The organism is Hydrogenophaga sp., from assembly GCF_031426985.1.
Taxonomy (GTDB): domain Bacteria; phylum Pseudomonadota; class Gammaproteobacteria; order Burkholderiales; family Burkholderiaceae_C; genus Hydrogenophaga.
The window spans coordinates 14,503-37,852 of record NZ_JASJOY010000043.1 but is presented as its reverse complement, the minus strand read 5'-3'; the positions used below and the strand labels follow the sequence as shown (position 1 = coordinate 37,852).

The following is a 23,350-nucleotide window of genomic DNA, read 5'->3' as shown; positions in this document are numbered from 1 at the left end:
GGCGCTGAACGAATAAGGTGACGAGCCTCTACCCCGGCACTGACTCCACAGTTAGGGCTGCTTGGTTCCCCACCTGACCCGGTTGGCCGCTTCGCCATGCGGGAAGGCCCGTCGGGGTGCATTGTAGGCGATGCCAGACCCGCCTGCTGCCGCCAGAGCGGGGGAGGGCGCCGCTTAGAATCGCCGCCATGTCCTACGTCGTCCTGGCCCGCAAATACCGTCCGCGCAATTTCAGCGAAATGGTGGGGCAGGAGCACGTTGTGCAGGCCCTGTCGAACGCGTTGACCACGCAGCGCCTGCACCACGCCTACCTGTTCACCGGCACGCGCGGCGTGGGCAAGACCACGGTCTCGCGCATCCTGGCCAAGTCGCTCAACTGCCTGGGCACCGACGGGCAGGGCGGCATCACCGCCGAGCCCTGTGGCGTCTGCCAGGCCTGCACCGACATCGACTCGGGCCGTTTCGTGGACTACACCGAGCTGGACGCCGCATCCAACCGCGGCGTGGACGAGGTGCAGTCGCTGCTGGAGCAGGCGGTCTACAAGCCGGTGCAGGGGCGTTTCAAGGTCTTCATGATCGACGAGGTGCACATGCTCACCGGGCACGCCTTCAACGCGATGCTCAAGACGCTCGAAGAGCCGCCCGAGTATTTGAAGTTCGTGCTGGCCACGACCGACCCGCAGAAGGTGCCGGTGACCGTGCTCTCGCGCTGCCTGCAGTTCAACCTGCGGCCGATGGCGCCCGAGACCGTGTTCGACCACCTGGGCCGGGTGCTGCAGGCCGAGAGCGTGGCCTCCGAACCCTTGGCCTTGCGCCTGCTCTCGCGCGCGGCGCGCGGTTCCATGCGCGATGCGCTGTCGCTGACCGACCAGGCCATCGCCTTCGGTGGCGGCCAGCTGCAGGAAGCGACCGTGCGCCAGATGCTGGGCGCGGTGGACCGCAGCTATGTGCTGCGTCTGATCGACGGTCTGGCGCGGGCCGATGGTGCTGCGGTGGTGGACACCATCGACACCCTGCGCGCCAACGGCCTGAACGCCGCCGCCACGCTGGAAGAAATGACCGGCCTGCTGCAGCGCATGGCGGTGCTGCAGGCGGTGCCCGAGCGCGAGGCGCTGATGGCGTCGGACGACCCGGACACGCCCGAGATCGTGCGACTGGCCCATGCCTTGCCGGCCGACGAGACGCAGCTGCTCTACAGCCTGTGCCTGCACGGGCGCGGCGAGTTGGGCCTGGCGCCCGACGAATACGCCGCCCTGACCATGGTGCTGTTGCGCTTGCTGGCCTTCAAGCCGGCGGCTGGCGCCGCGGCGGAAAAAAAAACTCTGAAAACCGGGGCTGAGGCCCCTGTTGCACCGCCGGTGGCGGCCGCGCTTGTGGCTCCGCCCGCGCCTGTGCCGCCGAGTACCGGCGCGCCTGCCCCGGGCGCAGCGCCCATCGCTGTTGCCCCCGCCGCACCTGTTGCTGCTCCGGCCACGTTGGCACCGCCGCCCGCCGTGCGCCCGGCGGTGCCACCCCCGCCCGCCGCATCACCGGTGGCCTCGCCGGCGCACCCGGTGCCGCCGGCCCGTGTGGTGCCGTCGCCCGACGAACTGGTCCCACTGGACGAGTCGGAAGACGCCCCCTGGGTCGAAGAGCCCGATGAGGCGCCGGCCGATGAAGGCGTGATGACCTCGCGCCGTGTGGTGCCTGTGCCGGTGCGCGATCCGGGGCCGTCGAGCCGGCTGGACCGCTTGCGCGACCCCGGCGAAGCCGCGCCGGTGCGCGAGCCGGTGCGCAGTGCCGAAGGCGACTTCTGGTTCGATGCCGTGACGCAGCTGGTGCGTGCCGAAGCCGTGACGGCGCTGGTGCGCGAACTGGCCCTGCAGTCGCAGCTGGTGGCGCGCGATGCCGGCCAGTGGGTCCTGCGTGTGGAGCGCGAGTCGCTCAAGCAGGGCAGCGCGCCGGACCGTCTGGCCACGGCGCTGCAGACCCTGGGGCACGCCGTGCGGCTGGCGGTGGAGATCGGTCCGGTGGACGATTCGACGGCCTTGCGCCAGGCGGCCGAGGCGGCGCGGCGCCAGCGCGAAGCCGAGCAGATCATCCGTGACGACCCCTTCGTGCAGCAAATGATGCGCGACTTTGGCGGCAAAATCGTGCCCGGCACGCTCAAGGCCTAGCCCCCTGGCCTTGCGGCTTCGCGGGTCTTCGCGCCCGCATCGAATTCCATTCATTCACAAACGACACCAAGGAACACCATGTTCAACAAAGGACAACTCGCTGGCCTCATGAAGCAGGCGCAGGCGATGCAGGAAAACATGAAGAAGGCCCAGGACGAGCTGGGCAACATCGAAGTGACGGGCGAATCCGGCGCCGGTCTGGTCAAGGTGCTGATGACCTGCAAGCACGACGTGCGCCGCGTGACCATCGACCCCAGCCTGCTGGCCGATGACAAGGACATGCTCGAAGACCTGGTGGCGGCGGCGTTCAACGCGGCCGTGCGCAAGGCCGAAGAAACGTCCAACGAAAAGATGGGCAAGCTCACCGCCGGCATGCCGGGTCTGCCCGGTGGCATGAAGTTCCCGTTCTGACCACGGGCCGATCCCGCGTGGCCGAAACCCATTCGCTCGAACTGCTGGTGCAGGCGCTGCGCTGCCTGCCGGGGGTGGGCATCAAGTCGGCCCAGCGCATGGCGTTTCATTTGCTGCAGCACGACCGCGAGGGGGCCCAGCGCCTGTCGCAGGCGCTGCAGCACGCCTGCACTTCGGTGCAGCACTGCGCGATGTGCCACACCTTCACCGAAACACCGGTCTGCCCGACCTGTGAGGACCCGCGGCGCGACCGTGGCCAGCTGTGTGTGGTGGAAACCCCCGCCGACCAGGCGGCCATGGAGCGCACCGGGGCCTACAAAGGTCTGTACTTCGTGCTCATGGGCAAGCTCAGCCCGCTGGACGGGGTGGGGCCGCGCGACATCGGGTTGCAGAAGCTGTTCGAGCGCATCGACACGCTCGAAGGCGGTGAGCGGGTGGTGCGCGAGGTGATCCTGGCCACCAACTTCACCGCCGAAGGCGAAACCACGGCCCATGTGATCGCGCAGGCGCTCAAACAGCGCGGCGTGACCGTCACGCGCCTGGCCCGTGGCGTGCCGGTGGGCAGCGAGCTGGAGTATGTGGACCTGGGCACCATCGCCCACGCCCTGGTGGACCGGCGCTGAGCGCAGCACCCGGCCAAGTGACTTTTTGAAACGGGTTTTTCAATGACGTTTGCCGGACTGACCGTGGCCTATTGGGCCGTGTTGGTGGCCGCGCTGTTGCCCATCGGCTGTGCCGGGCTGGCCAAGTGGGGCATGTTCGCTGTGCCGCGCCGCGAAGGCGGATACGACAACCACCACCCGCGCGCCTGGCTGGCGCGCCAGAGCGACTGGCGCGCTCGCGCCAACGCGGCCCAGGCCAACAGCTTCGAGGCACTGCCGCTGTTCATGGGGGCGGTCATCATCGCCCACCAGCTGGGCGCCCACCAGACGCGGCTGGACCTGCTGGCGTTTCTTTTTGTGACGCTGCGGCTGGTGTACATCCTGCTCTACGTGGCCGATCAGGCCACCGCGCGCAGCGCCGTCTGGTCGCTGGCCCTGGCGGTGAACATCGCCATCCTCTTCGCCTGACGTCGTTCAAAAGTTCCCTTGGGGGAAACCCGCTCGGGAGTGGTCCCGATGCGGCAGGCCACCCTTGCGCCTAGGCTCCAAAGCATTCAAGTTGTTTGCAGGTGGGGCAGAGCATGTGGAGTCGCCGGGGACTGGGTCGTGTGTGCGCGTCGGCGTTGCTGACCGCAGGCCTGCCTGCGGTGAAAGCGCAAACGCCCACCGCCGCGGTGAACGCCCCCCCGCTCGTGCGCGCGCCGCTGGGCCGGGTGGTCGTGGCGGTGGACCACAAAGCCTCGTTCTGTTACCTGCCGCTCACCATCGCCGAGCGCCTGGGTTATTTCGCGGCCGAGGGGCTGGACGTGCTGGTGCGCGACTTCAGCGAGCCGGGCCAGGCCTTGCAGGCCGTGCTCACGGGGGCGGCGCATGTGGTGTCGGGCCCGTACAGCCACACCATCGGTTTGCAGCTGCGGGGGCAGCAGTTGCGGTCGTTTGTGCTGCAAGGGCGAACACCCCAGCTGGTGCTGGGCGTGTCGCAGCAGACCATGGGCGGCTTTCGCCAGCTGCGTGAGCTGCGTGGCCGCCGTGTGGCGGTGACCTCGCTGGGCTCGGCCAGCCACCGCATCGCGCGCCTGCTGCTGGGCCGGGCAGGCCTTGGTCCGCAGGATGTGCACTTCCAGGTCTTTGCCCATGCGACGGCCACCGAGGCGGCGTTCCGCTCCGGGCAGGTGGATGCGCTCTGTTACCACGACCCCCTGATCACCCAGCTGGAGCAAAGCGGCGAACTGCGGGTGGTGGCCGACACGCGCACCATGCGCGGCAACGCGGAGGTGTTTGGTGGCCCGCTGCCGGCCGGCAGCCTGTGCGCCAGCAGCGGGTTTGTCGGCGAGCACCCCAGACAATGCCAGGCCATGGCCAGTGCCTTGGTGCGCGCACTCAAGTGGTTGCAGACGGCCGGTCCGTCCGACCTGAACAAGACCGTGCCCGAGAGCTATTTCGAGGGCGACCGCAGCCTGTACCTGGCGGCCTTCAGCCGGGCGCGCGAGTCGTGGGTGCCGGACGGCCTGATGCCCGAGAACGGACCGCAGACCGTGGTGCGCATGCTGTCGCAGTTTGGCGATGCGCCGCAGCTGCAGCGCGTGGACCTGGCGCGCACCTTCACCAACGAGTTCGCCCGCGTGGCCAAGGCCCGTTTTCGGGCCTGATCGGCCGGCCCGGTCTCAGCGTTTTTTGGCGGTTTTGCTGTCGAGTGCGACCTTGGTGTCGCCACGGGCCTTCTTGGTGATCGGTGTTTTGGCCAGCTGGGCCGACTTTTTGGCCGGGGCCTGACGCGCCGTTTTCTTGCCTTTGACCGCCGCCCGGGCGATCACGGCCTCGGTTTGGCCCTTTTTGCCGGCGCCTGCCGAGGTGGCCTTGACGGCACGGTGGCTCTGCCGCGCCTCGATGCGCGTTTTACCGGCTTTGCGCGACGGCTTGGCGCTGGCCAGGGCCACCCGTTGCGGCAGCATCAGCGTCACGCGCTGGCCGGGTTTGAGTCGGGCGTTGATGGCGAGCTTGTTCCAGCCGGCGGCGCTCACCGCGTTCACGCCGTAGCGGCTGGCCAGGCGTGCCAGGTTGTCGCCCTTGCGGGCTTTCACCGTGGTGCGCTTGAGGATGATTTCGGGCTGCAGGCTCAGCTGGCCGTTGTCGGCCACATGCTCGGGCACGTCGGCGTCGCGGTGCTCGCTGCGGGGCACCAGCAGGCTGGAGCCGGCGCGCACCAGCATGCGCGGCGGGATGTTGTTGACGCTGCGCAGTTCCGATTCGCTCATGCCCACGCGGTCGGCCGCTTGTGCCGCGGTCATGGTGCTGGGCACGATCCAGGCCGTCCAGCTGGCCAGCTGGCCCTTGTGCGACTGCAACTGGCGCTGGAAATCCACCGCGTTGTCCCAGGGCAGCAAGATGTTGGGCGTGCCCGAGGCCATCACCACCGGTTGTTTGATCGAGGGGTTGAGCGCCCGGAAGTCCTTTTCGCTGACGCCGGCCAGGCTGGCGATCACCGCCACGTCCATGTCGCGCTGGAGCGTGATGGTGTCGAAAAAGGGCCGGTTGCCGATGGGGGGCAGCTGGGTGCCGAAGGCCTCGGGGCGCGCGACGATGTTTTTGACCGCCTGCAGCTTGGGCACGTACTGACGCGTCTCCAGCGGCATGGTGAGGTCGGTGTAGGCGGTGGGCAGGCCGGCCTTCTGGTTGCGGGTGAGGGCGCGGTTCACGTTGCCCTGGCCCCAGTTGTAGGCCGCCAGCGCGAGGTGCCAGTCGCCAAAACGGTCGTGCAGTTGCTGCAGGTAGTCCAGCGCGGCCCGGGTGGAGGCGAGCACGTCGCGCCGGTCGTCGCGGAAGACGTTCTGTTTGAGGTCGAAGGACTGGCCGGTGGCGGGCATGAACTGCCACATGCCCGCGGCCTTGACGCTGGAGACCGCCTGCGGGTTGAACGCGCTTTCGATGAAGGGCAGCAGCGCCAGCTCCATCGGCATGTTGCGGCGTTCGATCTCTTCGACGATGTGGAACAGGTAGCGTTCGGAGCGCTCGGTCATGCGCTGGATGTAGTCGGGCCGCGTGGCGTACCACTGCTCGCGGTCGCGCACGAGTTCGTTGTCCAGGTCCGGCATGGCGTAGCCGCGGCGGATGCGTTCCCAGATGTCGGCCGGCGCCGACAGGTACACCACCGGGGCGGTCGTCGCGGTTTCGGTGGTGATGGCGCTCAGCGCAGCGTCGGTGGTGCTCGTGACCGGTGCGGCCTTGGCCTTGGGGCGGGCGGAGGGTTTGGGCACCGCCACCGCGGCGGCGTCGGGTGCCACGACGGAGGGGCTGGACGGCGCGCTGGCACAGCCGGCGACCAGCAAGGTCAGTGCAAGCGCACACAGGGTGAAGGGGTGTCGGGTCGGGATCATGCGAAAACGTTTTTCCAGGCGCGCAGGGTGGTGAACACACCCAGGGCGTTGGCGGGTGACGAGGGGTCGTGGGCCTGTGCAGCGGCGGCCAGGGCCGGCTCGTGGCTGCGCAGAAAGGGGTTGATCTGGCGTTCCAGCCCAATGGAGCTGGGCAGGGTGGGAAGGTTCCGCTCGCGCAGGGCCTGGCAACGGCTGGCGTGTTCGGCCAATACCGGGTTGCCAGGGTCCACCGCCAGGGCAAACCGCAGGTTGGACAAGGTGTACTCGTGTGTGCAGCACACGCGGGTGTTGGCGGGCAGCGCGGCCAGCCGCGTGAGCGACTCCAGCATCTGCGCCGGCGTGCCCTCGAACAGGCGCCCGCAGCCGGCGGAAAACAGCGTGTCGCCACAGAACAGCAGCGGCGCGCCGTCCACGTCTGCGGCGAAAAAGGCGATGTGGCCAGCGGTGTGTCCGGGGACATCGATCACCTCCAGCCGCAGACCCAATGCTTCGATGGCGTCACCCCCTTCGACACCTGTGAAGGGGCCGGGCACCCGCTCGCGCAGCGGTCCGAACACCTGGGCACCGGTGGCCTCGCGCAACTGCGCCACGCCACCCGTGTGGTCGGGGTGGTGGTGGGTGATGAGGATGGTGTCCAGCTGCAGGCGTTGCTGCTGCAGCCACTGCGCCAGGCCATGGGCCTCGCCCGGGTCCACCGCCAGCGCACGCTGGCCGTCGTGCAACACCCAGATGTAGTTGTCGTTGAAGGCGGGGACGGGATGAAGAATCATGGGGCCTTGCAGGAAAGAAGTGGGCGCGAGGGGGAGCGTGTAGAGTAGTGCGGCAGCGTCGCCGAAGACCTGTGCAGATCACCCGCCCGGGTCGGGCTTCCCCCTGTCCATGAACCCTCCGATTATAAGTTTGCAGCACTGGTTGGGCACCGCGCCCGGGCGCTATTTGCTGGCCTGGGAACAGGCACGGCTGGACCAGGCGGTGGCCAACCTGTTTGGCTTCAACGCCTTGCAGCTGGGCCTGCCGGAGCTGCAGGCTTTGCAGGCCAACCGCATGCCGCACCGCTGGGTGGCCTTGCCCGAAGAGGCCTTGCCCTGGAGCCTGCCCACCGAGGGCTTGTTCACCGGCGAAGGGCGCCACAGCGTGGACGTGCACCCGGGCGTTGCGCGATCCCGGGACGCCAGGGCGGAAGACGCCGCCGTGCACCCCGCCATGAACCTCCCGCGCGTGGCCCTGGTCGCCGACGCGGCGGCCCTGCCGTTTCCCGCCGCCAGCCTGGACCTGGTCGTGCTGCCCCACACGCTGGAGCTCAGCGCCGACCCGCACCAGGTGCTGCGCGAGGTCGAGCGCGTGCTGGTGCCCGAGGGGCGGGTGGTCATCTGCGGCCTGAACCCGGCCAGCCTCTGGGGTCTGCGCCAGGGGCGTGCGCGCCTGGCGCAGCGGCTGCACCTCGGTGGTCTGGGCATGGGCACGCTGTACCTGCCCGACGCGGGGGAATTCATCGGCCCCTGGCGCCTGCGCGACTGGCTGCGGCTGCTGGGATTTGAAGTAGAGTCGGAGCGCTTTGGCTGCTACCGGCCCGCTGTGCGGACCGACAAGTGGCTGCAGCGCACCGCGTGGATGGACCCGGCCGGCGCCCGCTGGTGGTCCATTTTTGGCGCGGTGTATTTTTTTGTGGCGGTCAAGCGGGTGCGCGGCGTGCGCTTGCTGGGCCCGTCCTGGAAACCCCGCCGCATGAAGGCCGTGGCGCCAGTGTCGGTGGCGAACCGGAAATAGGCCTTCGGCGCCAGCGCGCGTCTGGCCTCAAGGGACCCAACAGTGGCTTGGCCAAGCCCGTCGCATGGTGTGCTGGCCCCGCTGGCGCCCTGCCCATACCTTTTGGAGTGATCTGATTTGAACCACGTGGTGATGTACACCGATGGCGCCTGCAAGGGCAATCCCGGCCCGGGTGGCTGGGGCGTTTTTCTCCAGTCCGATGGACACGAGAAAGACCTGTGGGGTGGTGAACGCGGGACCACCAACAACCGCATGGAACTGATGGCCGTGATCGAGGGCCTGAGCGCGCTCAAGCGCCCCTGCAAGGTGTCCGTCTACCTGGACAGCGAGTACGTGCGCAAGGGCATCACCGAGTGGATCCACGGCTGGAAGGCCAAGGGCTGGAAGACCGCGGCCAAACAGCCGGTGAAAAACGCCGACCTCTGGCAGCGCCTGGACGCCCTGGTGCACGACGGGGTGCACCACATCGAGTGGCACTGGGTCAAGGGCCATGCGGGCGACCCCGGCAACGAACGGGCCGATGCGCTGGCCAACCGCGGCGTGCCTTGATCCCGCGCCGTCCCTGCGCGTGACAGGTGCATGGAACTTGTGCGGGCGCAGCGGCATCTGCGCTGATACATTGATTGACAAATGACCGCCGTGTGAGGCGGTCATCCTTTGTTTTCCTCCGCACACGCGCCCACCACATGTCCAACAAGTCGCTTTACACCTGGGTCGCCGTCGCTGGCATCGCGCTGGCTTCTGGCGGGGCCTGGTGGTTCCAGAACGGTGCCGCCCGACCGGCCGGCGAACCGGCTGCAGCGGGCGGGCAGGGCGGGCGGCAGGGGGGCGGTGGACCGGGTGCCGGCGGCGCAGGCGGTGGCCCGGTCAGCGTCGAGGTGGCCAAGGTCAAGACCATGGCGCTGCAGGACGACGCGCAGGCGGTCGGCTCGCTGCGCTCGCGCCAGAGCGTGATCCTGCGGCCGGAGGTGGCCGGCCGCATCGCGCAGATCGGCTTCGCTGAAGGCCAGCGGGTGCGCAAAGGGCAGTTGCTGGTGCAGCTGGACGACGTGCTGCAGCGCGCCGAGCTCAGCCAGGCACAGGCCCAGCGGTCGATTGCGCGCACCAACCTCCAGCGCAACGAAGAGCTGGTGGCGCAGGCCTTTGTGGCCCAGCGCGTGCTGGACGAAAGCCGTGCCGCACTGCAGGTGGCCGATGCCCAGGTGGCGCTGGCCCAGGCGCGGCTGGCGCGCATGCGGGTGGTGGCGCCGTTCGACGGCACCGTGGGCCTGCGCAACATCAACCTGGGCGAATACGTCAAGGACGGCGCCGACCTGGTGAACCTGGAAGACACCTCGCAGCTGACGGTGGACTTCCGCCTGCCCGAGCGCTACCAGACCCGCATCGCGACGGGGCAGTCGGTGAAGGTGGCGCTGGACGCGCTGCCGGACAAGACCTTCAACGCCCGCGTGCAGGCGGTGGACCCGCTGCTGGACGCCAATGGCCGTTCGATCGCCGTGCGCGCGGTGCTGCCGCCGGCACCGGGCGGCGAGCTGCGCCCGGGCATGTTCGCGCGTGTGACCACGGTGTTTGCGACCAACGACGCGGCGCTGGTGGTGCCCGAAGAAGCCATCGTGCCGCAGGGCGGCAAGCAGTTCGTGGTGGTGCTGGTCAAGGACGGCGAGGGCGATGGCGCCAAGCTGGTCTCGCGCCGTGTCGAAGTGCAGCTGGGCGTGCGCCGCGGGGCGCAGGTGCAGGTGATCAGCGGCGTGGCCGAGGGCGACACCGTGGTGGTGGCGGGGCAGCAGCGCTTGCAGAAAGACGGTTCGCCGGTGCGGATGGTGGACATGAACCGCCCCGGCGGCCAGCCGGGCGGCCCGCAGGGTGGCGGCAAGCCCACGGGTGCGCCGGCGGCCCCCAAAGCCCCGAACGCCGGTTGATCCCGCAGGAGCTGCGCCATGCAACTGCCTGAAATCTCGATCCGCCGTCCCGTCTTTGCCAGCGTGCTGTCGCTGCTGATCCTGTTGGTCGGCTGGGTGTCCTTCCAGGGCCTGACGGTGCGCGAGTACCCCAAGATCGACGAACCCACGGTGTCGGTGCAGACGCGTTTTGCCGGTGCGTCCAGCGAGGTGATGGAGTCCCAGATCACCAAGACGCTGGAGGATTCGCTGGCCGGCATCGAGGGGGTGGACGTCATCACCTCCACCAGCCGGCAGGAGCAAAGCAACATCACCGTGCGCTTCAAGCTCGAGCGCGACCCGGACTCGGCCGCCGCCGACGTGCGCGACAAGGTCAGCCGCGTGCGCCAGCGCCTGCCACAGGGCATCGACGAGCCGGTCATCGCCAAGGTCGAGGCCGACGCCTTCCCGGTGATCTGGATCTCATTGAATTCCGATCGCATCGACCGACTGGCGCTGTCCGACCTGGCCAACCGCATCGCCAAGCCGGTGTTGCAGACGGCCACCGGCGCGGCCGACGTGCGCATCTATGGCGAGCGCCGTTATTCCATGCGCATCTGGATCGACCCGGACCGACTGGCCGCTTACAAGCTGACGGTGCAGGACGTGGAGGATGCGCTGCGCCGCTCCAACCTGGAAGTGCCGGCTGGCCGCATCGAAAGCAGTCAGCGCGAATTCAATGTGACCGCGGCGACCGACCTGCAGACGCCGCAGCAGTTTCGCGAGGTCACGGTCCGCAACGTGGGCGGTCTGCCGGTGCGCCTGGGCGACGTGGCGCGGGTGGAGCAGGGGCCGCAGGATGAGCGCAGCTCGGTGCGCCTGAACGGGCGCGATTCGATCTCGCTGGGCGTGATCCGCCAGGCCACGGCCAACCCGCTGGAACTCTCGGCCGGCGTGCGCCAGTTGCTCGACAAGGTGCGCACCGATCTGCCGCCGGGCGTCAACGTCGACATCGCCAACGACAACTCGGTGTTCATCGACCGCTCGATCAAGGCGGTCTACACCACCATCGCCGAGGCGGTGGTGCTGGTGGCGCTGGTGATCTTCGTGTTCCTGCGCACCGTGCGCGCGTCCATCATCCCGCTGGTGACCATTCCGGTCAGTCTGATCGGCAGCTTTGCGCTGATGGCGTTGTTCGGCTTTTCGATCAACACGCTCACCTTGCTGGCGCTGGTGCTGGCCATCGGTCTGGTGGTGGACGACGCCATCGTGGTGCTGGAGAACATCTACCGCCACATCGAAGAAGGCATGCCGCCTTTTGAGGCCGCCATCAAGGGCGCCAGAGAGATCGGCTTTGCCGTCGTGGCCATGACGCTGACGCTGGCGGCGGTGTACGCGCCGCTGGCTTTCACGCCCGGGCGCACCGGCCGGCTGTTCGCCGAATTCGCGCTGGCCCTGGCCGGTGCGGTGGTGGTCTCGGGTTTTGTGGCGCTCACGCTCTCGCCCATGATGAGCAGCAAGCTGCTGCGCCACAACCCCCACCCCGGCTGGTTCGACCGCGGCATGGAACGGGTGCTGGTCGGCATCACCAAGGGCTACAGCCGGCTGCTGGCGGTCGGCCTGAACCTGCGCTGGCTGGTGGTGGGCGTGATGGTCGCCAGCGCCGTGGGCAGCTGGTGGCTGCTGCAAACCACCAAGCAGGAACTGGCGCCGCTGGAAGACCGGGGCGTGATCCTGGTGAACATCAACGGCCCCGACGGCGCCACCCTGGCCTACACCCGGCGCTACGCCGAAGCGGTCGAACGCATCGGTGCCGACTACCCCGAGTTCGACCGCGTCTTCAGCAACATCGGCAACCCCACGGTGGCCCAAGGCACGGTGTTTTTACGCGCCATACCCTGGGAAGAGCGCACGCGCAGCACGCAGCAGATCGCGCGCGAGATCGCGCCGCGCATCGGCGCGTTGCCGGGCATCAGCGGCTTCCCCATCACGCCGCCGTCGCTGGGCCAGGGCTTTCGCGAGCGGCCGATCAACTACGTGATCGTCACCAGCGACAGCTACCAGAATCTCTCGCAGACGGTACGCCGTTTCCAGGACGAGATGGCCAAGCACCCCGGCTTCGTGCAGGTGGACACCGACCTGCGCCTGAACAAACCCGAGATCCGCATGGACGTGGACCGCGAACGCGCCATCGACATGGGCGTGAGCGTGGACGCCATTGCCCGCACCGTGGAAACCCTGCTGGGCGGTCGCATCGTCACCCGCTACAAGCAGGGCGGCGAACAGTACGACGTGGTGGTGCAGACCAACAGCACGCAGCGCAGCGCGCCCGAGGACATCGACCAGCTCTTCGTGCGCGGCCGGGGCGATGCCATGATCCCGCTGGCCTCGCTGGTGCAGCTGCGCGAGGTGGTGGTGCCGCGCGACCTCAACCACTTCGGTCAGCGCCGCAGCGCGTCCATCACCGCCAACCTGGCGCCCGAACTGGCGCTGGGCGATGCCCTCAAGATCATGGACGCCATCGCCAAGGATGTGCTGCCGCCGGGCACCACCACCGACCTCAACGGCCAGAGCCGCGAGTTCAAGAACTCCTCGGGTTCGCTGGCCATCGTGTTCGCGCTCTCGCTGCTGTTCATCTACCTCGTGCTGGCCGCGCAGTTCGAGAGCTTTGTCGACCCCTTCATCATCATGCTCAGCGTGCCGCTGTCCATGCTGGGCGCGCTGCTGGCGCTCAAGTTCACCGGGGGCACGCTCAACGTGTTCAGCCAGATCGGGCTCATCACCCTGGTGGGCCTGATCACCAAACACGGCATCCTGATCGTCGAGTTCGCCAACCAGCTGCGCGAAGAAGGCAAGAGCCAGCTCGACGCGGTGAAAGAGTCCGCTGCGCTGCGCCTGCGCCCCATCCTCATGACCACCGGCGCCATGGTGCTGGGCGCCATCCCGCTGGCGCTGGCCACCGGTGCCGGAGCCGAGAGCCGCCAGCAGATCGGCTGGGTCATCGTCGGCGGCATGAGCCTGGGCACGCTGCTCACCCTCTTTGTGGTGCCCACCATGTACATGCTGCTTTCGCGGGCCAGGCACGGCTCGCGGGTGCTGCCGGCGGAGGCGCCGGTGCCTGCGCCTGGGGATGTGCTGGTGGCGAAATGAACAAGGGCCTGCGGGCCCTTGTTCGTTGATGGCAGTCAGCCGTGAGGCTGGTGATCCACCGAGATCCGCGCAGTTCTATTGGGTCGAGGACCGCTTTGCAGCGGTGAACCGCCCCGGGGAAAGAACTGCACGGATGTTCCTGGTGCCTAACTAGCGCATCAAGTGCTCGGCCAAGGCGCGGTACGCCGGCAACGAGGTGGGATCCAGATGGGCATTTGCGGCGAGCGGGGATGATGCGAAGCGGGCGATCACCATTTCGGCCTTCGGGTCAATGTAGATGGCCTGACCGTGGATGCCACGGGCCGAATAAGCGCCGTGATCGTCGTGAGACACCCACCACATGTCGCGGTAGCTCCAGCCCGGCAACGTGGCGTAGCCGGCCTTCACAAAGTCTGACTTGTTACCGCCGTTTCGGATGTCGTCGACGACCGCCTTGGGAACGATCTGCTGACCGTTGAAATGGCCATCCAGGCGCATCATTTCGCCGAAACGCGCCATGTCGCGCAGCGTCGGGTTGAAGCCACCACCGGCAAACTCGGTGCCCACGCTGTCGATGAGCATGTAGGCGTCATTCTCTGTCCCGAGTTTTTGCCAAATGCGTTGGCTAAGGACTTCGCCCACGTTTTGGCCCGTGGCACGGCGGATCAGCCAGCCCAGCACGTCGGAATTGACGGTTTTGTATGCAAAGGCTTGACCGTGCTCGCCTTCCTTTTTCAGCGATTGAAGGAATTCGTAGAAGGTGGTGGGGCCAGCATAGCCCGGCGGACGCGGAAAGACGCCACCAGCGCGCGCATGCTGCCAGACCTCAGCACCTGGGTCAGCGTAGTTTTCGGAGTATTTGACACCGATGGTCATGTCCAGCACTTGGCGCACCGTGGCATCGCCGTAGGCGGAATCCTTCAGTTCGGGAATGTATTTGCTGACCAGCGCATCGGCGTCGAGCTTGCCCTCTGCAACCAACATCGCACCCAGCGTGCCGAAAAATGACTTGGTCACCGACATCGCCATGTGCGGCTGGCTGGGCTTCATGACGCCAGAGTAGCGCTCGTAAACGATGCGCCCCTTGTGCAGGACCACGATCGCGTCGGTGTAATTGGCCTCCAGCGATTGTGCCCAAGTCATCGATTCGCTGCGCCCCATGGGTTTGAAAGTCACCGCATCGATATCGCTGCGCTCCGCGCGCGGCAGCACGGCCACCACGCCATCGCCGCGCGAAATGTTGCTGGTTGGAGCCAATTGGCGAAAATTCGCAAATGACCAGCGCGTCTGAGGAAAACGGTAGTGCGTCATGTTCGAAAACAGCACCAGTTTGTCCGCGGGCGGTGGTGAACCAACCATCCAACCCATCTTGACCGGATCGGATTCGGTTGCAGTCAGTGGTGCTTTTTGTGCCTGGGCATGCGCGACGTTCATGGTGAGAACTGCAGTCACGACAGCCAAAGTGATTTTTTGTTTCATTGGGTTTTTGACAGGTGGTTGTGGATGGCAAAGACAGGCTGGAATTTGAAGGTTGTGCCAGGTTAATTGCACTCTGCTCAGTCATTGAATTGGGTTGATTCTCTTGAGGTGGTTAGCGTTCATCCATGCGCGACCTTTCAGGAAATGACCTTGCTGTTGATGGCGGAATCCCTGTTTTGAATGATTCAGACTGCTGTGCGCAAATCCCGTCGCAATATCTTGCCAACGGAGGATTTGGGCAGTGCTGCTGCAAATGCCACCTGCTTGGGTACTTTGTAGGCAGTCAACTCCTTTCGACAGTAGTCGATGACATCCTCAACGGTCAAATTCGAGTTGGGAGCCTTGACGACAACCAGTTTGACGGCTTCGCCGGTTCGCTCATCCGGCACGCCAATGCAGGCGCATTCGACCACGCCCGGGCAAGCGCTGGCCACGGCTTCCACGTCGTTGGGGTAGACGTTGAAGCCCGAGACCAGAATCATGTCTTTCTTGCGGTCGACGATCTTGAGAAAGCCGCGCGCGTCGAACACGCCCACGTCGCCGGTCTTGAAGTAGCCGTCGGGGGTGAAGGCGGCGGCGTTGGCTTCGGGCTGGTTCCAGTAGCCGCTCATCACCTGCGGGCCTTTGGCGCACACTTCACCGGCCTCGCCCAGGGCCACCTCGCGGCCGGCTTCGTCGAGCAGCTTGATGTCGGTGGACGGCATCGGCAAGCCGGTGGAGCCGGAGAAGTCGTGGATGAACAAGGGGTTGAAAGACAACACCGGGCTGGTTTCCGACAGGCCGTAGCCTTCGCGAATGAAGTTGCCGGTGATGGCTTTCCAGCGGTCGGACGTGACACCCACCACGGCGGCGCCCCCGCCTCCGCTCAGGCGCAGGCGCGACCAGTCCACATCCTTGAGTCCGGGGTGCTGGGTCAGGCCCTGGTAGAGCGTGTTCACGCCCACGAACACGCTCGGTCGTGCGGCCTTGAGCGTGGCCACAAAGCCGTCCATGTCGCGCGGATTGGCCACCAGCCAGTTCTCAGCACCGATGGAGAAGTAGGTGATGAAATTGACCATCAGGGCCATGATGTGGTAAAGCGGCACGGCCGTGACCACCACCTCTTCGCCCGCGCGCATGGCACCGGCCATGAAGGCCTTGAACTGCTCGGTGTTGGCCACCAGGTTGCGGTGCGAGAGCGTGGCGCCTTTGGACAGGCCCGTGGTGCCGCCCGTGTACTGCAGGAACAAGGGGTCAGCGCCGCTCAGTTGCACCGGCACACGCGCCAGTTTGGCGCCTTCGGCCAGGGCGCTGGTGAAGGGCACGGCCTGTGTCAGGCGCGCATCCACCGCCGGGCTGGGCAACTGCGCACCCAGACCATCCCCCAGGCCCACCGTGATCACGGACTTGATGGGGGTGTGGGCGATGACCTCGGCCAGCGTGGGCGTTGCGCCGCCGAAGACGACGATGGCTTTGCAGCCTGCGTCGTTGAGCTGGTGCTCCAGTTCGCGTGGCGTGTACAGCGGGTTCACATTCACCTGCACCGCACCGGCGCGGATGATGCCCAGCAAGGCCAGCGGAAAGGCCGCCAGGTTGGGCAACATCACCGCCACGCGGTCGCCCTTCTGGATGCCCACGGTGTGCTGCAGGTAAGCGCAGAAGGCGGCCGAGAGCTGGTCCACCTGCGCGTAGCTCAGCGTCTGGCCAAAGCAATTGAAGGCCACCTTGTCGGCATAGCGCGCCATGGCCTCGTCCATCATGGCGGTGACGCTGGGGTAGCGATCCGGGTCGATCTCGTGGGGCATGCTGCCGTAGCTCTGGGTCCAGTGCCGTGAAGTCATGGTGGGTCTCCTTATTTGGCGGAAGCAGCGGTGACAGCACCCGGACAGGACTGCTGGGAGGCTGGGGTTGCGTCCGCTTGTGTGAAACGTCGCATCAGGCTGGCAAACAGCAGGCCGCCTGCGTACATCAGCACGCCGTACAGTGCGCCCGGGACGGCCATGGCGTCCTGCTTGAGCACGCTGCTGGCAATCACCAGGGCCAGCGTGGCGTTCTGAACGGCGGTCTCAATGCCCAATGTGACAGACTGTCGACGCGACAGGCGCGCCATCCAGGCCACCAGGAAGCCCACGGCCAGCATGACCAGGTTCAGGCCCATGGCAAACGGTGCCAGCGTGGTGAAGTTGTCGCGCAGCAAGGCCCAGTTTTTGACGACGGCCAGCGCCAGAATGATGATGAAAAGCACGGTGGCAATGCGGGTCGCCACCGGCTCGCGGCGCTGTGTTGCGGCGGGCCACTTGTGGCGCACCAGCATGCCGGCAGCCACGGGTACGGCCAGCATCATGAAGATCTGCCCCATCATCAGGGTCACAGGCACCGCAACGGTCTGCTGGGCGCCCATGAATTCGGCCAGCGACCAGGCGACGATGAACGGCAGGGTGAACATGGTCATCACACTGGCCACGGCGGTGAAGCTCACGGCCAGTGCCACGTCGCCACGCGCCAGGTAGGTCAGTATGTTGGAGGTGCTGCCCGTCGGGCAGGAGGCAATGATCATGAAACCGACGGCAAACGCGCCTGTGATGCCAAAGGCGCGCACCATCAGGTAGCACACCAGTGGCAGCAGCACGAAATGGCAAAACACGCCCACCAGCAATGCACGCGGTTGCGCCACGATGCGCCGGAAATCGCCGGTCGTGAGGCCCAGGCCGAGCGAAAACATGATGAATGCCAGGATGGCTGGCAGCAGTACGGACGAAACAATGTCAGCTTGCATGATGAGGTTTCTCTGTTCAAAAGTGGGTTGTGCAGCCGCGGGCATCCGCAGCGACGTGGGCGGTGCGCTGGCAAGTCCCGGTGTTGTGAGGTGCGCGACAGCCTGCCGCGCTGGTGGTGCAGCTGCGCGGCAGGGCGCGGCTTACTGGGCGGTGTTCACTGGCGTACTCGGTGCCAGCGCGGTGCCGATGCGGCAGCTGGCGATGGCTGTGCCAATGGGAGTGGTCCGGGGAAAGTGCATGCTTGTCTCCTGTCGTTGGGTACGAACGGGGGCGGAGTGGCACTGGCCCGTTGGGCACCCCATGCGCGTCTCCTGCTCTATTTGTTCCCCGATGGTAGAGATAGGCGGCTGCTTTGACTTATGAATGCAGGACAAGTACTTATGAATTGAGGACATAATTTGCCAACCCCATGAACCGAAGTGGACGGCCTGCGATGAAGAAAACCGCCAGCCCTGGCTACTACACCCACCCCAGAACGCTGACAGGGCTGGAGTCGTTTGCGCAGTCCATCCACCAACCCCTGGCGCCGATGCTGGCGCGTTTTGGGCTGACGCTGGAGCTGCTCAACGATCCGCAGGCCCTCATTTCCTATACCGCTGCGGTGGGGGTTCTGGAGGCCTGCGCGCGGCAGTGGAAATGCCCGGACCTGGGTATTCAAATGGGCCATGTCAAAACGCTGGACTACATGGGCGCTGTGGGGCTGGTGGCACGGCTCAGCGACACCGTGGGCGAGGCCTGCCACGCCATCCAGATGAACATATCGATCCATTCCAACGGCTACAGCCTGGATATCGAGCCCGGCGACAGCATCACTGGTGAATCGGCCAGCATCGCCTATACCCCCAAGCCCGGCTCCGGGTGCGGCCCCCAAATGGTGGAGCTGAGTCTGTGCCGCATTTACCAGTTTCTGGCGCTGACGTCGGGCGCCGATCGGGTGAAGATTCGGGAGGTGACGTTCCAGCATGCGCCTGTGGGTTCATCGAAGTCGGCACAACAGTTTTTTGACTGCCCGCTGCATTACCGGGGCGTGCGCAATGCCATCTGTTTTTCCCCACAGCTGCTCGAGGCTCCCACGGTGGTGCGTGACAACGCCTATGCACCGCTGGTCCAGGCCTATCTCCAGCAGGAGCGCCTGCAAGCCGACTCAGATGTGGTGATGGTCACCCGGCGCCTGATCGCACAATTGCTGTCCACGGGGCGCTGCACACGCGACAGCGTGGCGGCGTTTTTGCACATCCACCCCCGAACCCTGCACCGGCGGCTGCTGGAGCAGGGGACTTCGTTTGCCGACCTTCAGGACGAATACCGACGAACCAGAGCCACCGAATGGGTCAGCGGAAACAACTTTTCACTGACACAGATCGGCCTGATGCTGGGCTACGCCAACCAGAGTGCATTTTCGGCAGCCTACCGTCGTTGGGCAGGCACGAGTCCGCGCAATGTCCGGGCGCAAGGCCGGCGTTCGAATGGCACGGCGGACGTGTAGGTTCCCTTTCATCTCTCTGTCACTCAGGTAGAACTCGCCGATCCTTCTTCAGTGAAAACTGTAGGTTGAATTTCAATGGGCTGGCGGTTTTGAAGACCTGTTCCTGGCTCATCAGGCGAAGTCAACTTGGAGATTGAAACGCCCCGGAAGCATTCATGCGACGTCTGCGCACAAGCCGATGAACGCCGGCAGCCAGGCGGCCGTTTGACGGGGCGCCATGACCGCAACGGGTCGGTGAACAAACCTGAACGGTTGCAGCCTTTGATGTTGTGTCCCCGTGCATTCACGGTTTGGCCTCACAGCGGCATCCTCGCGGCTCAATGAACCCGCAGCACCTCAAACTGCTGTCGGATTGGCGCGACCTGTATCGACACCTCATCACCTTCGCATTTACCCAGCATGGCCCTGCCCAAAGGGGATTCGTTGCTGATGACCTGAACGAGTTGATCGCCGCTGACCAACTTCATGCTGCCCCCAACCGGGCCGAGGAAGAGCAGTTGCTGCTTGTCGTCGGCATCGACCAGGCAGACCAGCGCGCCGAGCTGTATCCCTTTGCCCGCGTCGTAGGGGCTCGGGCGGAATTGGCGCCAATTTGCCATGGCCTGGCGGATGGCTGCGGCGCGACGCGCCTGGCCGGTGGCCAGGTAGGCGGCTTCGAGTCCCAACGTGTCGTATTTGTTTTCGGCGATGTTTTCTTCGTGAGTCGCCGTTTCATGGGCCACCCGAACGGCCTGTTCGGCCTGCAGCAGGTCTGCGGCAAGCCGTTCCAGCACCTGCTGCTGCAGCAAAAATTTATCCATGATGAAAGGTCGGTATCTCGAACAAGCGGGGGCAGGCTTTGATTCTGGTGGGCTGCACCAGCCCTTGACGCTTCTGTTGGCCGCAGGTCAACGTCAGCCATGGGTGGGGTTTGCCGGTGGACCGGGGCAGCAGGCGTCATTCGCGCGATCTGGTCGGATGTCCCTTGATCGCTACCGGTGGCCACGGGGTCGCATGAGCCCCTGCGGTCTGCTGTTCGGAGGCTGTCGACCTCAGATCGCCCCGTCGAACATCATCACGTCCACCTCGTCGCCCACCGCCACGCTGCCTTGGCCGTGGTGCAGCACGATCAGGCCGTTGGCCTGCACCATGGAGCTGAGCACGCCCGAGCCCTGGTTGCCGGTGGTGCGCACCTGCAGCGCCCCGTCGGCCGCGCGCGTGACCGTGCCGCGCTGGTATTCGGTGCGGCCGGGTTTCTTGCGCAGGGTTTCGGCGCTGTGGGCCTTGAGCAGCACCGGCTCACAGGCCGTGCAGCCCATCATGCGCTGCAGGGCAGGGCGCACGAAGGCGAGGAAGGTGACCATCACGGCCACCGGGTTGCCCGGCAGACCGAACAGCACCGCCGACTGACCACCTTGTTCGATCTTCCCCACGGCCATGGGCCGGCCGGGTCGCATCGCGATGCGCCAGAAGGCGACGTCGCCGAGCTGCTTCATCATGGCCTTGGTGTGGTCGGCCTCGCCCATGCTGACGCCACCGCTGGTGATGATGGCGTCGGCCTTGGCCGCGGCCGTGCGGAAGGCGGTTTCCAGCGCGGCGGGTTCGTCTTTGACCACGCCCATGTCGATCACTTCCACGCCCATGCGCGTGAGCAGGCCGAACACGGTGTAGCGGTTGCTGTCGTACACCGCGCCTTCGCGTGGCGTCTCGCCCAGGCTGAGGATTTCGTCGCCGGTGGAGAAATAGGCCACCTTCAGGCGCCGGCACACCGGCACCTGGGGCAGTCCCAGGCTGGCGATCAGGCCCAGCGCGGCGGGGCCGAGCGTCTGGCCCCGTCGCAGCGCGGCCTGGCCCGCCATCAGGTCTTCGCCCAGCAGGCGGCGGTTGTCGCCCTGTTGCAGCACGTTGGCCGGGATGGTGACCTGGTCCGCCGTGATGTTCACGAATTCCAGCGGCACCACCGTGTCCAGCCCGCTGGGCATGATGGCGCCGGTCATGATCTTCACGCACTGGCCGGGCTGTGCGGTGCCGGCCCAGGCGGTGCCGGCAAAGGCGGTGCCCTCGGCCAGTTGCAGCGTCAGCGGCTCGCCGGCGCGCAGCTGGCCACCGTCGAACGCAAAGCCGTCCATGGCCGAGTTGTCGTGCGGCGGCACGCTGATGGGCGAGACCACGTCCTCGGCCAGCACGCGGCCCAGCGCGTCGAACACCCCCAGGGTGTCGGTGCCGCTCACCGGTTCGACCAGGCGGGCGAGGAACTGGTTGACCTGCTCGGCGGGCAGGGCCTTGGGGTCGTAGCCCTGCAGGGCGGCGGCGATCTGGTCGATCGATGACATGGCGAAAAAGGGAAAAAACGCGAACTCAGCCGCCTTCGAGCGACTGCAGTTCCGCGAGGGTGTTGGCGTTGAAGAAGGCTTGCGGGTCGTCGCCCGGCCGGTCGAAGGGCACGACCACGGTGCGGTGCTGGTCGGTCCAGCGGTCGATCTTGCGGCCGCCGGCCTGGGTGAAGGCCGTCAGGCTGGGCAGCAGGTCGGCGCGCAGCAGGCAGAACACGGGCTGCGTGCGCAGGTCGCTGGCCGTGTCGTCGCCGCCTTCGCGGGCTGAAACCATGGCGATGTCGGTCGCCGGGTCGTCAAAGGCCGCGGCCAGACGTTGTGCCAGGTCCAGCGGGAACAGCGGCGTGTCGCAGGGCACGGTGAGCAGGTAGGGCGTTTCGCAGTGCGCGAGCCCGGTCAGGAAACCCGCCAGCGGCCCGGCGTAGTCGGGCAGGCTGTCGGGCCAGACCGGGTGGCCGAAGGCTTCGTAGGCGGCGAGGTTGCGGTTGGCGTTGACCATCAGGTCGCCGATCAGACCGCCTTCCTGCAGTTGCAGGCGCAGCAGGGCGTTGAGCGCCAGCGGCGTGTCGCGGAATTTCTGCAAGCCCTTGTCGACCCCGCCCATGCGCGAGCCTCGGCCTCCGGCCAGGACCAGAGCGGTGATTTCAGAAGATTGGATCAAGCGAGACCTCGCGAACGGGATGCATGGGGCAACAGGTGGCGCAATCGATGTGTTCGGCGCGAGGTGACCGAAACCCAGGATGCGGCGGAACCGGCTTTGCCGGGCCGCACGCATCGCCCCCTTGAGGGGGTGACGCCGCAGGCGGCGCAGGGGTGGGTCATCTAGCCTCCGATGTAGCTCATCTCCACGCGGCGACCGCCGGTGGACTGGTCGGGCGGCATGCTCGCGCGCAGCTGCGAATAGCGGTCGCTGCGGCCCTGCCAGATCGCGCCGATCGCGCTGGCCAGCTCGGCGTCGCTCGCGCTGCCGCGGATGAGGTGGCGCAGGTCGTGGCCATGGGTGGCGAACAGGCATAGGTAGAGCTGACCTTCGGTGGAGAGGCGGGCGCGGTTGCAGTCGCCGCAGAAGGCCTGCGTCACGCTGCTGATGACGCCGATCTCTCCCGAGCCGTCGGCATAGCCCCAGCGCTCGGCGGTCTCGCCCGGGGCCGATGGCTCCAGCTGCACCAGCGGCAGTTCGGCGTGGACGCGTTGCACCACCTCTGCGCTGGGCAGCACCTCGTCCATGCGCCAGCCGTTGGTGGCGCCCACGTCCATGTACTCGATGAAGCGCAGCACGATGCCGCTGCCCTGGAAATGGCGCGCCATGGGCAGGATCTGGTGGTCGTTGGTGCCGCGCTTGACCACCATGTTGACCTTGATCGGGCCCAGGCCAGCGGCCTGGGCGGCTTCGATGCCGCGCAGCACGTCGGCCACCGGGAAGTCCACGTCGTTCATGGTGCGGAAGATGGCGTCGTCCAGTCCGTCCAGGCTCACCGTCACGCGCTGCAGGCCGGCGGCCTTGAGGCTGGCGGCCTTGCGTTCGAGCAGTGAGCCGTTGGTGGTGAGCGTGATGTCCAGCGGCCGGCCTTCGGTGGTGCGCAGCGCGGCCAGCTGTTCGATCAGGATTTCGATGTTCTTGCGCAGCAGCGGCTCGCCACCGGTCAGGCGGATTTTCTGCACGCCGTGTGCCACGAAGACGCGCGCCACACGGGTGATTTCCTCGAACGAGAGCAGAGCGCTGTGGGGCAGGTAGGCGTAGTCCTTGTCGAAAATTTCCTTGGGCATGCAGTAGCTGCAGCGGAAATTGCAGCGGTCGGTCACGCTGATGCGCAGGTCGCGCAGCGGCCGGCCCAGGGCGTCGCCCAGCAAACCCGTGGCGGGGATGGCCTGGGTCGGGACCTGCGCGGTCAGCGAGCGCAGGCGTTGATCGATCAGGGGAATGACGCGTTCGGACATGGGCGGATTATCGGCGAGCCCATGGTGCACGAGGCGTCACGACCTTGTGACCCGGCGGGGATG

19 protein-coding genes and 1 other RNA gene are annotated in these 23,350 nt (G+C 66.6%); 10 read left to right on the top strand and 10 right to left on the bottom strand.

Annotated elements, in window-relative coordinates:
• Positions 1–16 precede the first annotated feature (16 nt).
• An RNA gene (ffs, locus tag RMP09_RS05710) (signal recognition particle sRNA small type) lies at positions 17–113 on the bottom strand.
• Positions 114–188: 75 nt separating this feature from the next.
• Between ffs and dnaX the strand changes: the two genes are divergently transcribed.
• The 5 genes from dnaX to RMP09_RS05685 all read left to right on the top strand — a co-directional run bounded on the left by dnaX (position 189) and on the right by RMP09_RS05685 (position 4,818).
• Positions 189–2,156 (top strand): DNA polymerase III subunit gamma/tau, encoded by a 1,968-nt coding sequence (dnaX, locus tag RMP09_RS05705; protein ID WP_310565037.1) that lies wholly within the window; start codon positions 189–191, stop codon positions 2,154–2,156.
• A gap of 78 nt (positions 2,157–2,234) precedes the next feature.
• The gene (locus tag RMP09_RS05700) at positions 2,235–2,567 is read left to right on the top strand and encodes a YbaB/EbfC family nucleoid-associated protein (protein ID WP_310565036.1); all 333 of its coding nucleotides are present in this window, start codon (positions 2,235–2,237) and stop codon (positions 2,565–2,567) included.
• Between the two features lie 17 nt (positions 2,568–2,584).
• The gene (recR, locus tag RMP09_RS05695) at positions 2,585–3,190 is read left to right on the top strand and encodes a recombination mediator RecR (protein ID WP_310565035.1); all 606 of its coding nucleotides are present in this window, start codon (positions 2,585–2,587) and stop codon (positions 3,188–3,190) included.
• 42 nt (positions 3,191–3,232) lie between these two features.
• The gene (locus RMP09_RS05690; protein ID WP_310565034.1) at positions 3,233–3,637 is read left to right on the top strand and encodes an MAPEG family protein; all 405 of its coding nucleotides are present in this window, start codon (positions 3,233–3,235) and stop codon (positions 3,635–3,637) included.
• Between the two features lie 206 nt (positions 3,638–3,843).
• Entirely contained in the window at positions 3,844–4,818 is a 975-nt protein-coding gene (locus RMP09_RS05685; protein ID WP_310565033.1) for an ABC transporter substrate-binding protein, read from the top strand.
• A gap of 15 nt (positions 4,819–4,833) precedes the next feature.
• Here RMP09_RS05685 and RMP09_RS05680 read toward each other — a convergent pair whose 3' ends face one another.
• Both RMP09_RS05680 and gloB read right to left on the bottom strand, forming a co-directional pair.
• Positions 4,834–6,543 (bottom strand): transglycosylase SLT domain-containing protein, encoded by a 1,710-nt coding sequence (locus RMP09_RS05680; RefSeq protein WP_310565032.1) that lies wholly within the window; start codon positions 6,541–6,543, stop codon positions 4,834–4,836.
• Positions 6,540–7,313 (bottom strand): hydroxyacylglutathione hydrolase, encoded by a 774-nt coding sequence (gene gloB, locus RMP09_RS05675; RefSeq protein ID WP_310565031.1) that lies wholly within the window; start codon positions 7,311–7,313, stop codon positions 6,540–6,542. The genes RMP09_RS05680 and gloB overlap by 4 nt, the downstream gene beginning before the upstream one ends.
• A gap of 109 nt (positions 7,314–7,422) precedes the next feature.
• Here gloB and RMP09_RS05670 point away from each other — a divergent pair, with 109 nt between their 5' ends.
• From RMP09_RS05670 to RMP09_RS05655, 4 genes are all read left to right on the top strand, one after another.
• Positions 7,423–8,310, top strand: a complete 888-nt coding sequence (locus RMP09_RS05670; RefSeq protein ID WP_310565030.1) for a methyltransferase domain-containing protein — start codon at positions 7,423–7,425, stop codon at positions 8,308–8,310.
• Between the two features lie 117 nt (positions 8,311–8,427).
• Positions 8,428–8,859 (top strand): ribonuclease HI, encoded by a 432-nt coding sequence (gene rnhA / locus RMP09_RS05665; protein ID WP_310565029.1) that lies wholly within the window; start codon positions 8,428–8,430, stop codon positions 8,857–8,859.
• A 137-nt stretch (positions 8,860–8,996) separates the two neighbouring features.
• Positions 8,997–10,229, top strand: a complete 1,233-nt coding sequence (locus RMP09_RS05660) for an efflux RND transporter periplasmic adaptor subunit (protein WP_310565028.1) — start codon at positions 8,997–8,999, stop codon at positions 10,227–10,229.
• A gap of 18 nt (positions 10,230–10,247) precedes the next feature.
• Positions 10,248–13,337, top strand: a complete 3,090-nt coding sequence (locus RMP09_RS05655) for an efflux RND transporter permease subunit (protein WP_310565027.1) — start codon at positions 10,248–10,250, stop codon at positions 13,335–13,337.
• Positions 13,338–13,487: 150 nt separating this feature from the next.
• Here RMP09_RS05655 and RMP09_RS05650 read toward each other — a convergent pair whose 3' ends face one another.
• From RMP09_RS05650 to RMP09_RS05640, 3 genes are all read right to left on the bottom strand, one after another.
• On the bottom strand, positions 13,488–14,795 hold the full coding sequence (locus RMP09_RS05650) for a serine hydrolase domain-containing protein (RefSeq protein WP_409559688.1): 1,308 nt from the start codon (positions 14,793–14,795) through the stop codon (positions 13,488–13,490).
• A 185-nt stretch (positions 14,796–14,980) separates the two neighbouring features.
• Entirely contained in the window at positions 14,981–16,615 is a 1,635-nt protein-coding gene (locus RMP09_RS05645) for an AMP-binding protein (RefSeq protein ID WP_310565026.1), read from the bottom strand.
• 11 nt (positions 16,616–16,626) lie between these two features.
• Positions 16,627–17,595, bottom strand: a complete 969-nt coding sequence (locus tag RMP09_RS05640; protein ID WP_310565025.1) for a bile acid:sodium symporter family protein — start codon at positions 17,593–17,595, stop codon at positions 16,627–16,629.
• Between the two features lie 389 nt (positions 17,596–17,984).
• Here RMP09_RS05640 and RMP09_RS05635 point away from each other — a divergent pair, with 389 nt between their 5' ends.
• Complete coding sequence (locus RMP09_RS05635) at positions 17,985–19,037, top strand: AraC family transcriptional regulator ligand-binding domain-containing protein (RefSeq protein WP_310565024.1); 1,053 nt, start codon at positions 17,985–17,987, stop codon at positions 19,035–19,037.
• Between the two features lie 317 nt (positions 19,038–19,354).
• On the opposite strand, the gene RMP09_RS05630 is transcribed toward RMP09_RS05635, so the two are convergent.
• The 4 genes from RMP09_RS05630 to moaA all read right to left on the bottom strand — a co-directional run bounded on the left by RMP09_RS05630 (position 19,355) and on the right by moaA (position 23,287).
• A complete protein-coding gene (locus RMP09_RS05630; RefSeq protein WP_310565023.1) occupies positions 19,355–19,837 on the bottom strand; it encodes a GreA/GreB family elongation factor in 483 nt (160 codons plus the stop codon).
• Between the two features lie 231 nt (positions 19,838–20,068).
• Positions 20,069–21,349, bottom strand: coding sequence for a gephyrin-like molybdotransferase Glp (gene glp, locus RMP09_RS05625; protein ID WP_310565022.1), 1,281 nt, complete (start codon positions 21,347–21,349; stop codon positions 20,069–20,071).
• A gap of 25 nt (positions 21,350–21,374) precedes the next feature.
• Entirely contained in the window at positions 21,375–22,010 is a 636-nt protein-coding gene (gene mobA / locus RMP09_RS05620) for a molybdenum cofactor guanylyltransferase MobA (RefSeq protein ID WP_310565021.1), read from the bottom strand.
• A 161-nt stretch (positions 22,011–22,171) separates the two neighbouring features.
• Positions 22,172–23,287, bottom strand: coding sequence for a GTP 3',8-cyclase MoaA (gene moaA / locus RMP09_RS05615; protein ID WP_310565020.1), 1,116 nt, complete (start codon positions 23,285–23,287; stop codon positions 22,172–22,174).
• Positions 23,288–23,350: the final 63 nt, after the last annotated feature.

What these genes read in the sequence shown, in the direction of transcription:
- dnaX (WP_310565037.1), top strand. Translation starts at nt 189, where the DNA reads ATGTCCTACGTCGTCCTGGCCCGCAAATACCGTCCGCGCAATTTCAGC.
- RMP09_RS05700 (WP_310565036.1), top strand. Translation starts at nt 2,235, where the DNA reads ATGTTCAACAAAGGACAACTCGCTGGCCTCATGAAGCAGGCGCAGGCG.
- RMP09_RS05690 (WP_310565034.1), top strand. Translation starts at nt 3,233, where the DNA reads ATGACGTTTGCCGGACTGACCGTGGCCTATTGGGCCGTGTTGGTGGCC.
- RMP09_RS05680 (WP_310565032.1), bottom strand. Translation starts at nt 6,543, where the DNA reads ATGATCCCGACCCGACACCCCTTCACCCTGTGTGCGCTTGCACTGACC.
- gloB (WP_310565031.1), bottom strand. Translation starts at nt 7,313, where the DNA reads ATGATTCTTCATCCCGTCCCCGCCTTCAACGACAACTACATCTGGGTG.
- RMP09_RS05670 (WP_310565030.1), top strand. Translation starts at nt 7,423, where the DNA reads ATGAACCCTCCGATTATAAGTTTGCAGCACTGGTTGGGCACCGCGCCC.
- RMP09_RS05660 (WP_310565028.1), top strand. Translation starts at nt 8,997, where the DNA reads ATGTCCAACAAGTCGCTTTACACCTGGGTCGCCGTCGCTGGCATCGCG.
- RMP09_RS05655 (WP_310565027.1), top strand. Translation starts at nt 10,248, where the DNA reads ATGCAACTGCCTGAAATCTCGATCCGCCGTCCCGTCTTTGCCAGCGTG.
- RMP09_RS05650 (WP_409559688.1), bottom strand. Translation starts at nt 14,795, where the DNA reads ATGAAACAAAAAATCACTTTGGCTGTCGTGACTGCAGTTCTCACCATG.
- RMP09_RS05645 (WP_310565026.1), bottom strand. Translation starts at nt 16,615, where the DNA reads ATGACTTCACGGCACTGGACCCAGAGCTACGGCAGCATGCCCCACGAG.
- RMP09_RS05640 (WP_310565025.1), bottom strand. Translation starts at nt 17,595, where the DNA reads ATGCCCGCGGCTGCACAACCCACTTTTGAACAGAGAAACCTCATCATG.
- RMP09_RS05635 (WP_310565024.1), top strand. Translation starts at nt 17,985, where the DNA reads ATGAAGAAAACCGCCAGCCCTGGCTACTACACCCACCCCAGAACGCTG.
- RMP09_RS05630 (WP_310565023.1), bottom strand. Translation starts at nt 19,837, where the DNA reads ATGGATAAATTTTTGCTGCAGCAGCAGGTGCTGGAACGGCTTGCCGCA.
- glp (WP_310565022.1), bottom strand. Translation starts at nt 21,349, where the DNA reads ATGTCATCGATCGACCAGATCGCCGCCGCCCTGCAGGGCTACGACCCC.
- moaA (WP_310565020.1), bottom strand. Translation starts at nt 23,287, where the DNA reads ATGTCCGAACGCGTCATTCCCCTGATCGATCAACGCCTGCGCTCGCTG.